The sequence below is a fragment of the Actinomadura montaniterrae genome (assembly GCF_008923365.1).
GTDB lineage: Bacteria > Actinomycetota > Actinomycetes > Streptosporangiales > Streptosporangiaceae > Spirillospora > Spirillospora montaniterrae.
The window spans coordinates 46,591-60,116 of record NZ_WBMR01000011.1 but is presented as its reverse complement, the minus strand read 5'-3'; the positions used below and the strand labels follow the sequence as shown (position 1 = coordinate 60,116).

At 73.7% G+C, this 13,526-nt stretch carries 14 protein-coding genes; 7 read left to right on the top strand and 7 right to left on the bottom strand.

What is annotated here, in order from left to right; all coding sequences use genetic code 11:
* Positions 1-10 precede the first annotated feature (10 nt).
* Together F9B16_RS06490 and F9B16_RS06485 are read left to right on the top strand one after the other, a co-directional pair.
* A complete protein-coding gene (locus F9B16_RS06490; RefSeq protein ID WP_151539044.1) occupies positions 11-1,588 on the top strand; it encodes a purple acid phosphatase family protein in 1,578 nt (525 codons plus the stop codon).
* A gap of 110 nt (positions 1,589-1,698) precedes the next feature.
* Positions 1,699-2,934 (top strand): MFS transporter, encoded by a 1,236-nt coding sequence (locus F9B16_RS06485; RefSeq protein WP_151539042.1) that lies wholly within the window; start codon positions 1,699-1,701, stop codon positions 2,932-2,934.
* Positions 2,935-2,946: 12 nt separating this feature from the next.
* Here F9B16_RS06485 and F9B16_RS06480 read toward each other — a convergent pair whose 3' ends face one another.
* The 4 genes from F9B16_RS06480 to mshA form a co-directional block, all read right to left on the bottom strand.
* Positions 2,947-3,327 (bottom strand): VOC family protein, encoded by a 381-nt coding sequence (locus tag F9B16_RS06480; RefSeq protein ID WP_151539040.1) that lies wholly within the window; start codon positions 3,325-3,327, stop codon positions 2,947-2,949.
* 74 nt (positions 3,328-3,401) lie between these two features.
* Positions 3,402-4,220 carry a phosphoglyceromutase gene (locus F9B16_RS06475; RefSeq protein WP_151539038.1) on the bottom strand — a complete coding sequence of 273 codons (819 nt, stop codon included), beginning with the start codon at positions 4,218-4,220 and terminating at the stop codon, positions 3,402-3,404.
* A gap of 28 nt (positions 4,221-4,248) precedes the next feature.
* A complete protein-coding gene (locus F9B16_RS06470) occupies positions 4,249-4,740 on the bottom strand; it encodes a type III secretion system chaperone family protein (RefSeq protein ID WP_151539036.1) in 492 nt (163 codons plus the stop codon).
* Positions 4,737-6,080, bottom strand: coding sequence for a D-inositol-3-phosphate glycosyltransferase (gene mshA, locus F9B16_RS06465; RefSeq protein WP_151539034.1), 1,344 nt, complete (start codon positions 6,078-6,080; stop codon positions 4,737-4,739). The genes F9B16_RS06470 and mshA overlap by 4 nt, the downstream gene beginning before the upstream one ends.
* A 134-nt stretch (positions 6,081-6,214) precedes the next feature.
* Here mshA and F9B16_RS06460 point away from each other — a divergent pair, with 134 nt between their 5' ends.
* Positions 6,215-6,976, top strand: a complete 762-nt coding sequence (locus F9B16_RS06460; protein ID WP_151539032.1) for an SDR family NAD(P)-dependent oxidoreductase — start codon at positions 6,215-6,217, stop codon at positions 6,974-6,976.
* 49 nt (positions 6,977-7,025) lie between these two features.
* Here F9B16_RS06460 and F9B16_RS06455 read toward each other — a convergent pair whose 3' ends face one another.
* On the bottom strand, positions 7,026-7,841 hold the full coding sequence (locus F9B16_RS06455) for a class I SAM-dependent methyltransferase (protein ID WP_225991416.1): 816 nt from the start codon (positions 7,839-7,841) through the stop codon (positions 7,026-7,028).
* A gap of 164 nt (positions 7,842-8,005) precedes the next feature.
* On the opposite strand from F9B16_RS06455, the gene F9B16_RS06450 reads away from it, so the two are divergent.
* The 3 genes from F9B16_RS06450 to F9B16_RS06440 all read left to right on the top strand — a co-directional run bounded on the left by F9B16_RS06450 (position 8,006) and on the right by F9B16_RS06440 (position 11,002).
* Complete coding sequence (locus F9B16_RS06450; RefSeq protein WP_151539030.1) at positions 8,006-9,619, top strand: AMP-binding protein; 1,614 nt, start codon at positions 8,006-8,008, stop codon at positions 9,617-9,619.
* Positions 9,620-9,684: 65 nt separating this feature from the next.
* Positions 9,685-10,473, top strand: a complete 789-nt coding sequence (locus tag F9B16_RS06445) for a TIGR03084 family metal-binding protein (RefSeq protein ID WP_151539028.1) — start codon at positions 9,685-9,687, stop codon at positions 10,471-10,473.
* Between the two features lie 61 nt (positions 10,474-10,534).
* Complete coding sequence (locus F9B16_RS06440; RefSeq protein ID WP_151539026.1) at positions 10,535-11,002, top strand: universal stress protein; 468 nt, start codon at positions 10,535-10,537, stop codon at positions 11,000-11,002.
* Positions 11,003-11,023: 21 nt separating this feature from the next.
* Here F9B16_RS06440 and F9B16_RS06435 read toward each other — a convergent pair whose 3' ends face one another.
* Entirely contained in the window at positions 11,024-11,536 is a 513-nt protein-coding gene (locus tag F9B16_RS06435) for an O-acetyl-ADP-ribose deacetylase (protein WP_151539024.1), read from the bottom strand.
* A gap of 207 nt (positions 11,537-11,743) precedes the next feature.
* Between F9B16_RS06435 and F9B16_RS06430 the strand changes: the two genes are divergently transcribed.
* Complete coding sequence (locus F9B16_RS06430; RefSeq protein ID WP_225991415.1) at positions 11,744-12,595, top strand: NAD-dependent epimerase/dehydratase family protein; 852 nt, start codon at positions 11,744-11,746, stop codon at positions 12,593-12,595.
* 73 nt (positions 12,596-12,668) lie between these two features.
* Here the strand turns inward: F9B16_RS06430 and F9B16_RS06425 are convergent, their stop codons facing one another.
* Positions 12,669-13,430, bottom strand: a complete 762-nt coding sequence (locus F9B16_RS06425) for a dioxygenase family protein (RefSeq protein WP_151539020.1) — start codon at positions 13,428-13,430, stop codon at positions 12,669-12,671.
* Positions 13,431-13,526 lie beyond the last annotated feature (96 nt).

The window sequence follows — 13,526 nt, the reverse complement described above, 5'->3', positions numbered from 1 at the left end:
GGAGCGTCCCTTGAGCACACCGGAGAAGCCGCCGCTCTCGCGCCGCGGCGTCCTCACCGCCGCCGGCGCGGGCGCGACGCTGCTGGCCCTCGACACCGCACCCGCCCGCGCGGCCGCGCCGTCCCCGCTGCTGCTGCGCACCCCCGACCGGACCGGCGCGCCGAGCGTCTCCGGGCTGCACCTGCAGTTCGGGTCGGACGCGTCGTCCGAGATGACCGTCTCGTGGCAGACCCCGATGCCGGTCCGCAACCCGCGCGTCATGGTCGGCACCCTCACCGGCGGGCTCGGCCGGACGTACGGCGCCGACACCCGCGCCTACCGCGACCCGGTCACCCGCGAGGAGGTCCGGTCGCACCACGCCCGCATCCGCGGGCTCCGGCCCGACACCGAATACCTCTACCTGGCCGTCCACGACGGTGCCACGCCCGAGGCCGGCACGTTCCTGACGGCCCCGCGCGGCCGCCGCCCGCTCACCTTCACGAGCTTCGGCGACCAGGCCACCCCGCAGGTCAACAAGCCGATGCCCACCGAGCAGATCACCCTGTGGACGCAGGACAACTACGGCTCGCCGTTCGCCGGGGACACCACCACCGCCGTCGAACGCGTCGCGCCGCTGTTCCACCTGATGAACGGCGACCTGTGCTACGCCCAGCTGTCGGGGAACCCGACCCGCGTGTGGCGCGACTGGTTCATCAACACCAGCCGGTCCGCGCGGAACCGGCCGTGGATGCCGGCGGCGGGCAACCACGAGAACGAGAAGGGCAACGGCCCGATCGGGTTCGGCGCATTCCAGACCTACTTCGACGTGCCGGGCAACGGCGGCGACGACGAGTTCCAGGGCCTCTGGTACGCGTTCACGGCCGGTTCCGTGCGGGTGGTCGTCCTGCAGAACGACGACGTGGCGCTGCAGGACGGCGGCGCGACCTACATCAGCGGCTACTCCGCCGGGGCGCAGCGGCGCTGGCTGGAGTCCGAGCTGCGCCGCACCCGCGCGGACCGCGGCATCGACTGGATCGTGGTGTGCATGCACCAGGTCGTCGTGTCCACGGCCGACTCGAATGGCGCCGACCTGGGCGTCCGCAGGGAGTGGCTGCCGCTGTTCGACCGGTACGGCGTCGACCTGGTCGTCTGCGGCCACGAACACCACTACGAGCGCTCGCATCCGATCCGCGGCCACCAAGGGAACGCGACGATGACGCCGATCCCCGTCTCCACCGACCTGCGCCGCGCCGACACGAGCAAGGGCACCGTCCACCTGGTCATCGGCGGCGGCGGGATGGGCTTCACCTCCAACCAGCTCCTCTACGACACCCCAAAGGCGAAGGTGATCGTGGAACGCGGCACCGAACGCGACCCGAAACTCCTCAACCACTACAAACCGGTCTACGTCGAGGAGCCGGCGCCCTGGTCGGCGTTCCGCGACAAGGTCAACCCGTACGGGTTCTGCGCGTTCGACGTCGACCCGGGACGGCCCGGCGGGACGACCACGATGAACGTCACCTACTACGCCGTCAGCGGGCCGGGCGGCGCCACGAAACCCGTCGACAGTTTCGTCCTGGAACGTCCGCGTAACGACCATCACCGCTGACGCCTCGCCTAGTGTGTCGGTGCCGTCTGATCGCGGCGGGCGCGCGGCACCGGCGAGCGCGTCCGCCGCGGATCGGGCCCGGAGAGCAACGCATCTGACCGGGGGAACGCGTGGGGCTGAGGAGCTTCCTGCTCGACGTGGCTCCGCTGCGGGAGTCGCGTGCCTTCCGGCGGCTCTGGGCCGGGCAGACGCTCTCCGGGTTCGGCGGGCAGATGACGCTCGTCGCCGTGATGTTCCAGATCTGGCAGGCGACGGGCAGCACCGCCTGGACCGGCGCGGTCGGCATGGCGCAGGCGGTGCCGCTCGTCGCGCTCGGGCTCTTCGCGGGAGCGCTCGTCGACCGGGTCGACCGCCGGAGGGTCTACCTGCTCACGACCAGCGGGCAGACCGCGTGCTCGCTCGTCCTCGCACTTCAGGGCCTCCTCGGGCACCTGCCGCCCGCCGGCGTCCTCGGGGTGGTCGCGGCGCAGTCCTGTTTCGCCGCCGGCGGCGGGCCCGCCTCGCGCACCTTCGTCCCGCGCCTGCTGCCCAAGCACCAGGTGGCCGCCGGGCTGGCGCTGCGGCGGATCGCCTTCCAGGGCGCCATGCTGGCCGGACCCGCGCTCGGCGGCCTGATCGTCGGCGGCTTCGGCGTCGGCGGCTGCTACCTGGCCGACGCGGTCACCTTCGCCGCCGCGCTGTACGGCGCGTTCGGCCTGCCGCCGATGCGGCCGGGCGACGAGCCCGCACGTCCCGGCGTGCGCGGCGTGCTCGACGGGCTGGCGTTCCTCGCCCGGACACCGGTGATCCGCGGGGCCCTGCTCACCGACCTCGCCGTCACCGTGCTGTCCATGCCGGTCAGCCTGTTCCCGCTGATCAACGCGGAACGGTTCGGCGACGACCCGCGCACGCTCGGGCTCTTCCTCACCGCGATGGCCGCCGGCGGCGTCGGCGCGTCGCTGTTCTCCGGCACGTTCACCCGGCTCCCGCAGCCGGGCCTGGTCATGCTCGCCGGCTCGGCTGCATGGGGCGCGGCGCTCGCCCTGTTCGGCCTGGCGCCCGGCGCGTGGACGGGCCTGGCCTGCCTGGTCCTGGCGGGCGCCGCCGACACCGTCTCCGTGGTGTCGCGGGGCACCGTCGTCCAGACGCACACGCCCGGGGAGCTCCTCGGCCGGGTCGGCGCCGCCGAGCAGATCGTCGGCCAGGCCGGGCCCGACATCGGCAACCTGCGCGCCGGGCTCGTCGCGGACGCCACGTCCGGCACCGCGGCGGCCGTCAGCGGCGGCCTCCTCTGCCTCGCCGCCGTCGCGGCGGTGGCGGTGGCCACGCCGCCGCTCCGCCGCCTCACCACGTCGCCGGTGCGGTGACGGCCGACGCCGTTACGGCGCCACCCTCCTGCGGAGCAGGCAGAACTCGTTGCCCTCCGGGTCGGCGAGGACGTGCCAGGTCTCCTCGCCCGTCTGCCCGATGTCGGCCGTCCGGGCACCGAGATCGAGCAGCCGCTGGAGCTCCTCGTCCTGGTCGCGGTCGGTCGCGTTCACGTCGAGATGCAGCGGCAGCTTGCCGCGCCTCGGTTCGTCGCTGCGGCTGAGCACCAGCCTGAGCCCGCCTTCGCCCAGCTCGGTCCCGGCGGGCCCGATCTCCAGGTCGCCGTTCTCCTCCCGCTCCAGGACCACGTAGCCGAGCACGCGGCACCAGAAGTCGGCGAGCGTCTCGGGATCCCGGCAGTCGAGGACGAGTTCGGTGATGCGGCAGGCCATCGCGCCACAGTACCCGTTAGTCGATCTTGTGGCGCGGGCGGGGCCGCCGTCACCGGCGGCCCCTCCGCGCCCGGCTACTTCTTGCGGCCCCGCCGGCCCTTCGGGGCGTCCTTCTTCGGCTCGGGCTTCCGCGGCGCGGCGGGCTTCTTGCCGCCGCCCTGGTTCTTGACGGCCTCGATGGCGGCCTTCGCGGCGGCCGGGTCGAGGTACTCGCCACCCCGCTTCAGCGGCGCGAAGTCGTCGTCCAGCTCGTAGACGAGCGGGATGCCGGTCGGGATGTTCAGGCCGACGATCTGCTCGTCGGAGATGTCGTCGAGGTGCTTCACCAGGGCGCGCAGCGAGTTGCCGTGCGCGGCGACCAGGACGGTCTTGCCGGCCGCGAGGTCCGGGACGATCGAGTCGTACCAGTACGGCAGCAGCCGGTCCACGACGTCGGCGAGGCACTCCGACCGCGGGATCAGCTCGGACGGCAGCTCCGCGTAGCGCAGGTCGTTCACCTGGGACAGCGGGTCGTCGTCCTTGATGGGCGGCGGCGGGGTGTCGTAGGACCGGCGCCAGGTCATGAACTGCTCTTCGCCGAACTCCTCGCGCGTCTGCGCCTTGTTCTTGCCCTGGAGGGCGCCGTAGTGGCGCTCGTTGAGCCGCCACGACCGCTTGACGGGGATCCACAGCAGGTCCGCGACGTCCAGCGCGATGTTGGCGGTGCGGATGGCCCGCTTCAGCAGCGAGGTGTGCACCACGTCGGGGGTGATGTCGGCGTCGAGCAGCAGGTCGCCGCCGCGGGTCGCCTCGCTCTCGCCCTTCGTGGACAGGTCGACGTCCACCCAGCCGGTGAACAGGTCTTCCGCGTTCCAGACGCTTTCGCCATGCCGGAGCAATACCAGGGTCGCCATGGTGCAGAGCCTATCGGGACGCCCGGATCTACTCGCGATTGGCCGGGTCCGCGAAGGACGCGAAGGCCTGCAGGTTCGCGAGGCTCTCGCCGCGCTTGACGCGCCAGTCCCACTCGCGCTGGATGGACGACTTGAACCCGCGTTCGAGGGCCTTGTCGAAGTTCTCGTCGGAGTAGGTGAGGACGCAGCCGAGCAGCCGGTCGATCTCCTCGGCGCTGACGGACTCCAGCGGCACCTTGCCGACGAGGTGGACGTCGCCGACGTCGTCGAGGGCGAACGCGACCCCGTACATGCGGCCGTTCTTCTCCAGCAGGAACCGGTAGAACTCGGCGTGGTTCTCGTCGGGGCGGCGGCAGAAGAACGCCTCGACGTGCAGGCTGTGGTCCCCGACGATCAGCCAGGTCATGGTGGCGAGCTTGTGCTGGCCGGGCAGCTTGACGAAGAACGCGTTCTCGCGCGGCTCGTCGAACTCCAGCTCGGCGGCCTCCAGCGCGCCCCGGATCGTCTCGACGGTGCTCACGCTGTCACCTCCGCGGTGAGCTGCGGCGAGAGGGTGGGCGGTGCGAGGCGGACGGCCGGTAGCGACATGGCACCGGTATACACGTCCAGGAGGCGGTCGACCGTGGCGTCCCAGCCGAAGTCCTGGGCGTGGCGGACGGCGCCGCGCGCGAGGCGGTTGTGCCGGCCGGGCTCGGCGTGCAGGCGGCGCAGGACGGCGGCGTAGTCGGCCGGGTCGTGCCCGGAGACCAGCACGCCGGACTCGCCGTCGGCGACCGCGGTGCGGAGCCCGCCGACGCGGGACGCGACGACCGGCGTCCCGCAGGCCTGCGACTCGACGGCGACGAGCCCGAACGACTCGCTGTGCGACGGGACGACGGTGACGTCCGCGGCGCGGTACCAGTCGGCGAGGTCGCCCTGCGGCGCGGGCGGCTCGAACCGGACGACGTCGGCGATGCCGAGTTCGGCGGCGAGGGTCTGCAGGCCTTCGGGGCGGCACCGGCCGGAGCCGCTGGGTCCGCCGACGACGGCGACGACGAGCTTGGCGCGCAGCGACGGGTCGTCGGCGAGCATGCGGGCGGCGGCGCGCAGCAGCACGTCGGGGGCCTTGAGCGGCTGGATGCGGCCGACGAACAGCAGGACGTAGGCCTCGCGGGGCAGGCCGAGGCGGCGGCGGGCGGGGCCGGTGCGGTGCGGGAGGAGCCCGGTGCTGCGGGCGAGGATCGGGGACTCGGGGCGGAACAGCGACAGGTCGACGCCGGGGCTGACGACGGCGACGCGGCGGGGGTCGGCGCCGTAGAGGCCGATCAGCTCGTCGGCCTCCTCGCGGGTGTTGGCGACGAGCTGGTCGGAGGACGCGACGACCTGCTCCTCGCCGAGGACGCGCTCGTCCGGTTCGGGCTTGTCGCCGTCGGCGAGCGCGGCGTTCTTGACCTTGGCCATGGTGTGCATCGAGTGGACGAGCGGGACGCCCCAGCGCTGCTTCGCCGCCCATCCGGCCTGCCCGGAAAGCCAGTAGTGGGTGTGCAGGAGGTCGTAGTGGCCGGGGTCGTAGGACGCCTCGGCGCGCAGCACGCCGGAGGTGAAGCCGCACAGCTGGCGGGGCAGCTCGCCCTTGTCGAGCTCCTCGAACGGGCCGGCGACGACGTGCCGGACGAGGACGCCGGGGGCGAGTTCGGCGACCGGGGGCAGGGCCCGGCAGGTCGCGCGGGTGAAGATGTCCACCTCGACGCCGCGGGCGGCGAGCCGCTTGGCCACCTCGACGATGTAGACGTTCATGCCGCCCGCGTCGCCGGTACCGGGTTGGTCGAGGGGGGAAGTATGAACACTGACCGTCGCAACTCGGTTGATACGACGCGACACCGGACACCACCTCCGGTAGTGCAACCTATCGAGCGCGTTACCTGTTCCCTCAGGAAGGGGGACAATCGTCACTTCTCGCCACAGTGATCGACCTCACCGGCAGGGCCGCCCCCGTCACCTGGGAGGCTGTGCGCATGCGTAAGACCGCGGTAGTGACCGGAGCAAGCAGCGGAATCGGGGCCGCCACGGCCAGGCGGCTGGCGGCGGAGGGCTTCAACGTCGTGCTGGCGGCGCGGCGCCGCGAGCGCCTCGACGGGCTCGCCAAGGAGATCTCCGAGGAGGTCCCCGGCGCGGCCAGGATCGTGCCGTTCACGCTGGACGTGACCTCGCAGGAGTCGGTGGACGCGCTCGCGGCGGCGGTCGGGACCTGCCACGTGCTCGTCAACAACGCCGGCGGCGCGCTCGGCCTCGACACCGTGGAGACCGCCGACCTCGACGACTACCGGGCCATGTACGAGACGAACGTGCTCGGGCTCGTCCGGGTGACGAAGGCGCTGCTCCCGAAGCTGATCGAGAGCGGTGCGGGCCACGTGGTGAACATCACCTCGCTCGCGGCGCACGTCCCGTACGAGGGCGGCGGCGGGTACAACGCGGCCAAGCACGCCGCGTACGCGGTGAACGAGGTGATGCGGCTGGAGCTGGTGGCGAAGCCGGTCCGGGTGACCGAGGTCGCGCCGGGGCTGGTGAAGACGGAGGAGTTCTCCCTCGTCCGGTTCCACGGCGACGAGGAGCGCGCGGCGAAGCCGTACGAGGGCGTCCCGGAGCCGCTGGTGGCGGAGGACGTGGCGGACTGCGTCGCGTGGGCGGTGACGCGCCCGCCGCACGTCAACATCGACCGGATCGACGTCCAGCCCCGCGTCCAGGCGGCTCCGCACAGGCTCCACCGCGAGCCCTGACCTCGCGCGTCGCCCTCATGGCGGCGCCCTCAATGCGACGCGCCGCAACTCAACGAGGGGCGACGGCGGTCCAGGGAAGGGTCAGTTCGCCTTGGCGCCAGCGTTGGCGGGGGCCGTAGGGCGGGGTCGTCAGGACGGGGTACGTGAGGGCGAGGAGGCGGACCGCTTCGATCCAGCGGGCGCGCGGGCCGAACGCCGAGTGCGGCGCGGCCGTCGCCCAGCAGCGGTCGAACGCCGCGAGCAGGTCGTGTACGCGCTCGCCCGGCACGTTCCGGTGGATCAGCGTCTTCGGCAGGCGTTCGGCCAGGTCGGACGGGCGGCCGAGGGTCGGCAGGTGAGCGGCGAAGGTGATCGTCCGGGGGCCGTCCGGGGCGAGGGCGACCCAGACGGCGCGGCGCCCGATCTCGTCGCAGGTGCCCTCGACGAGGACGCCCCCGGGCGCGAGCCGCGAGCGCAGCCGGTCCCAGGCGCGGAGGGCGGCGGCCTCGTCGTACTGGCGGAGGACGTTGAACGCGCGGATCAGGACGGGCCGGCGCGGCACGGGCACCTCGAAGCCGCCGCGCCGGAACGAGAGCCCGTCGTGCGGCCCGGTCCGGCCGAGGAACGCGTGGCCCGCGGCGACGCGGCCGGGCTCGATCTCGATGCCGACGACCTCCAGCCGGGGCGCGACGGCGCGCAGGCGGGTGTAGAGCTCGTAGGTGGTGACGGGGGACGCGCCGTAGCCGAGGTCGACGGCGAGGGGCCGGTCGCCCGCGCGCAGCGCGGCGGCCTGCGTGGCGGCGATCCAGCGGTCGATCCGGCGCAGGCGGTTGGGGTTCGTGGTGCCGCGGGTCACCTCCCCCACGGGCTTTTGCGATCCGACCACCTGCAGATTGTCGGTCTTTGACGGGACATGCCGGTAATCGAACCCGATTCGGTCACGACGGTAAGTAGTCGTTTACGCTGGCGTCCGACGCGCGTCCCCGAGCCCCCCGAGTCCGCGAGTCCCGACCCGCACCCGACCGCACCCGTCACCCGGAGGAGAGCCGCATGCCCCAGCTCGACCTGGCGACCCTGCACGAGGCCGTCGCCGCCGCCGTTCCCGACCGCGAGGCGATGGTCTGGCGCGACCGGCGGCTGAGCTGGACCGAGGCCGCCGGGCGGACCCGGCGGCTCGCGCACGTCCTGCACGAGCACGGGCTCGGCGTGCGCGACCGGCGGCCGGCCGGGCCGTGGGAGTCGCCGCACGACCACCTCGCGCTCTACCTGCACAACGGCCCGGAGTACGTCGAGGGCCTGGTCGGCGCGCACAAGGCCCGCGTCGCCCCGTTCAACGTCAACTACCGGTACGTGGACGACGAGCTGGCGCAGCTGTTCGCCGACGCGCGCCCGGCCGCGATCATGTTCCACGCGCGGTTCGCCGAGGCGATCGAGCGGGTCGTCAAGCGCCTCGACGTCCCGCCGCTGCTGCTCCAGGTGGCCGACGAGTCCGGCGCCGGCCTGCTGCCCGGCGCCCTCGACTACGAGGCGGCGCTCGCGGCGGCGTCCGCCGATCCCCTCCCCGGGGTCCGGCCCGAGGCCGGCGACCTGCACATCCTCTACACCGGCGGGACGACCGGGCTGCCCAAGGGCGTGCTGTGGCGGATCGGCGACCTGATGATCGGCCCGCTCGGCCTGCGCCGCCGCGACGGCTCCCCGCTCGACGACCTGGACGAGGCGGTCGCACGGGCGCTGCGCGCCGAACAGCGGGTGCTCGTCGGCCCGCCGCTGATGCACGGCGCCGGCACCTGGTCCGCGCTCGGCGCGTGGTGCGCCGGCGGGTGCGTGATCTTCCCGGACCGGGTGGACGGCCTGGACGCCGAGGACCTGATGGCGACCGCCGAGCGGGAGCGGGCGACCCGGATGCCGCTGGTCGGCGACGCGTTCGCGCGGCCGGTCGCGGACGCGCTGGAGCGCCGCCCGCACGACCTCGGGTCGCTGCGCTCGCTGGTCAACTCGGCGGCGGCGATCAGCCCGGAGGTGAAGCGGCGGCTGCTGGAGCTGATCCCGGGCGCGCGGATCGTCGACGTGCTCGGCTCGTCGGAGAGCGGGTTCTCGGTGACGCGCGCCGGCGCGGACGCCCGCACGTTCGCGATGGCGCCGGGCGGCGCGGTGCTGAGCGCCGACCGGACCCGGAAGCTGGAGCCGGGCGAGGACGAGCTGGGCTGGCTGGCCAAGGGCGGCGACGCGGTCCCGCTCGGCTACCTCGGCGACCCCGACAAGACCGCCGCGACGTTCCTGACGATCGGCGACGACCGCCTCGTCGTCCCGGGCGACCGGGCCCGCCACCTCGCCGACGGCACCGTCGAGGTGCACGGGCGCGACGCGACGACGATCAACACCGGCGGCGAGAAGGTGTTCGCGGAGGAGGTCGAGGGCGTGCTGCGCGGGCTGCCCGGCGTCGAGGACGCGCTGGTCGTGGGCCGGCCGAGCGAGCGCTGGGGCACCGAGATCGTCGCGGTGCTGCGTCCGGCGGCGGCTCCGGAGGACGGCGCGCTGCGCGCGGGCTGCGCCGATCACCTGGCCCGCTACAAGATCCCGAAGGCGTTCGTGCGGACCGACGCGTCGCTGCGGCTGCCGAACGGCAAGGCCGACTACGCGGCCGCCCGCGCGCTCCTGGACTGAACCGGGTTCGGTTCGGGGCCGCCGGGGGCTGTACGGGACGGTGCCCGGCACGGAATCCTGGGCGGATGCCGGACCTGCACAGCCTGCTCGCCGACCTCGCCGCCGAAGGCGACTCCCTCGACGCCCTGGTGGCGCCGCTGCCCGCCGCCCGCTGGGCGGACCCGACGCCCGCCGAGGGCTGGACGATCGCGCACCAGATCGCCCACCTGGCCTGGACGGACGGGCAGGCGGTCGACGCGGCCACCGACGCCGACGCGTTCGCCCACCACCTCGAACAGGCCGTCGCGGACCCCGCCGGCTATGTCGAGCGGGGCGCGCGCGAGGGCGCGGCCGAGGAGCCCGCCCGCCTGCTGGCCCGCTGGCGGGACGCACGGCGCGGCATGGTCGAGGCGCTCGCCGACGTCCCGCCGGGCACGCGGCTGCCGTGGTTCGGGCCGCCGATGAGCGTGGCGTCGATGGCGACGGCGCGGCTGATGGAGACGTGGGCGCACGGCGAGGACGTCGCGGACGCGCTCGGCGTCCGGCGCGAGCCGTCGGCCCGGCTCCGGCACGTGGCGCACATCGGCGTCCGGACCCGCGACTTCGCGTTCCGCAACCGGGGCCTGGAGCCGCCCGCGGAGGAGTTCCGCGTCGAGCTGACCGGCCCGGGCGGCGAGAAGTGGACGTGGGGTCCGGACGGCGCGGCGCAGTCGGTCACCGGGCCCGCGCTCGACTTCTGCCACCTGGTCACGCAGCGGCGCAACCGGGCCGATCTCGCCGTCGTCGCGACGGGCGCGGACGCCGGCCGGTGGCTGGACGTCGCGCAGGCGTTCGCCGGGCCGCCCGGGCCCGGGCGGGCGCCCGCGGCCGGGTGAGAGCTTGATCACGAGCGGTCCCGGCGGGAATTCCGCAGGCTGATCTGGAGATATCCCCGGTATGACGGTACTCATTGCCTTCGACGGTTCCGACGACTCGCAGACCGCGATCGAATACGCCGCGAAGCACCTCCAGCCGGAACCGATCGTGATCCTCAGCGTGTGGGAACCGCTGCTGACCCAGATCACCTGGGCGCCGCTCGCCGCCGGCGTCCCGCTCGCCGCCGAGCAGGGCGACGACGGCAAGTTCGAGGAGGAGAAGCAGGCCGAGGCGCTCGCCCGCAAGGGCGCCGAGCTCGCCGAGGCCGCCGGCGCGACCCAGGTGACCCCGCGCGCCGAGCGCGGCGGCGGGCCGGTGTGGGCCGCGATCGTCGACGTGGCGGAGGAACTGGACGCCTCGCTGGTCGTGACGGGTTCGCGGGGCCTCGCGGGCGCCCGGTCGATGATCCTCGGCAGCGTGTCGACGCGTGTCCTGCACCACGCGGGCCGCCCCGTCCTGGTCGTGCCGCCGCCGAAGAAGGACGACTGACAGCGGCCGAGGCGCGCCGGGTTAGGGTTCGCCGACGGCGCGCTCGAACGCCGCGTACGCGTCCTCGGTGAACAGCACGAACCGCACGTCTTGCACCTTGGTCTGCGCCGCCCGCACCGTACCGACCGCGATCCGGGCGGCGTCGTCCATCGGCCAGCCGTAGATGCCCGCCGACACGGCCGGGAACGCGATCGACGCGACGCCCAGCTCGTCGGCGACCCGCAGCGACTCGCGGTAGCAGGAGGCCAGCAGGCCGGAGCGGTCCTCGGACTTCGCGTAGACCGGCCCGACGGTGTGGATCACCCAGCGGGCGGGCAGCCGCCCCGCCGTCGTCGCGACCGCCTGCCCGGTCGGCAGCCCCCCGCCGTAGTGCGAGGCGCGCAGCTTGCGGCACTCGTCCAGGATCTCCGGGCCGCCCTTGCGGTGGATCGCCCCGTCGACCCCGCCGCCGCCGAGCAGGGACGAGTTCGCCGCGTTCACCACGGCGTCGACGTCCTGTTCGGTGATGTCACCGCGGACGAGAGTGATGTTCATGCACAGAATTGTCCCCCGCGGCGGGCACGAAACGCACACGGACGGTCTCCGGCGGTACCCTCATGTCGGACGAGCTTCCACGGGGCGGTGCGGCTCGTCCGCCCGTCGTCCGGCGGCCACGGGGGGCGGCCCGCGCCGGGGCCGCGCGTGACCTGGATCAGGACTCTGCCTATCCTGCCGTCAGACGACCACAAAGGCGTGACAGTCGTGGAGGTTACCCCCTTGAAGATCTTCCTCGCCGGAGCGACCGGAGTCATCGGCCGCCGGCTGATCCCGCTGCTCGTCCAGGCGGGCCACGAGGTCGCAGGGACGACACGCCGCGAGGAGCGCACCGGCTCCGTCACCGAGCTCGGCGCCGCGCCGGTCGTCGTGGACGTCCTGGACGCCGCCGCGATCCGCGAGGCCGTCGCGGACGCGCGGCCGGACGCGATCGTGCACCAGCTCACCGATCTCAGCGGTGAGGACTTCGAGGCCAACTCGCAGCTGCGCATCCAGGGCACCCGCAACCTGGTCGACGCGGCGAAGGCGGCGGGCGTCGAGACGATGATCGCGCAGAGCATCGCCTGGCTGTACGTGCCGGGCGAGACGCCCGCCACCGAGACCGACGCGCTGGACGCCTCGCTGCCGCCCTACGCGGGCATCGCGGCGCTGGAGAACGCGGTCGCCGAGCTGGAGCGCGGCGTCGTGCTGCGGTACGGGGCGCTGTACGGGCCCGGCACCTGGTACGCGCCGGACGGCGCGATCGCGCAGCGGGTGAAGGCGGGCAGCCTGCGGCTGGCGCCGGCGTGGACGTCGTTCGTGCACGCCGACGACGCGGCCGCGGCCGCGCTGGCGGCGCTGGACTGGCCGGCCGGTCCGGTCAACATCGTCGACGACGAGCCGGCGACGACGGCGGAGTGGCTGCCGGTCTACAGCGCGGCGCTCGGCGCGCCGACGCCGGGCAGCGCCGGCAAGCACGCGGCCACGACGGGCCGTCCGGTGTCGAACGCCAAGGCGCTCGGGCTGGGCTGGAAGCCGCGGACGCCGTCGTGGCGCACCGGTTTCGCCGACATGAAGTGACCTGACGGCGACGGGCCCCGGCGGAGCGTGAACGCCGCCGGGGCCGTCGCCGTGCCTTCTGCCCGGCCTTCGCTCAGCCGAACTGGAACGAGCGCTTCGCCATCCCGAACCAGTAGCCGTCGATGACGGACCGGCGCCCGGACGGGGCGTCGGCGTCGGCGCCGAGCGCGACGAACAGCGGCGCGAAGTGCTCGGTGCGCGGGTGGGCGATGCGCGCGGCGGGCGCCTTGGCACGGAAGTCGAGCAGCGCGTCGACGTCGCCGCCCTCGACGGCGCGGTCCGTCCACTCGTCGAACTCGGCGGACCAGGCGGGCGGCGGGGCGTCCGGGGCGGGGCTCATGGCGCGCAGGTTGTGGGTGGTGAAGCCGCTGCCGACGATCAGGACGCCCTGGTCGCGGAGCGGCGCGAGGCTCCGGCCGACCTCGAAGAGCCGCTCGGGGTCGAGGGTCGGCATGGACATCTGGAGCACCGGGACGTCCGCGTCCGGGTACATCTCCACGAGCGGGACGTAGGCGCCGTGGTCGAGGCCGCGCTCCTCGTCCTGGTGTACGCCGGGGATGAGTTTGCGCACGTCGGCGGCCAGTTCCGGGGCCCCGGGCGCGTCATAGCGGACGGTGTAGTAGTGCTCCGGGAAGCCCCAGAAGTCGTACACGAGCGGCACGGGGCGGGTCGCGCCGATCGACAGCGGCGCCTCCTCCCAGTGCGCGGACACCATCAGGATCGCCTCCGGCTTGGGCAGCCCGGCCGACCAGCGGGCGAGCTCGGCGGTCCAGACGGCGTCGTCGGCCAGCGGCGGCGCGCCGTGGCTGAGGTAGAGCACCGGCATCCGGTTCATGACGTCCCCCAACGAGAAAAAAGTTCAGATCTGAACCATATCTCCGAGTTGATTGAACGTTCAAGTCTTGAGGGTTCAAATACTTGCGTAAAATAC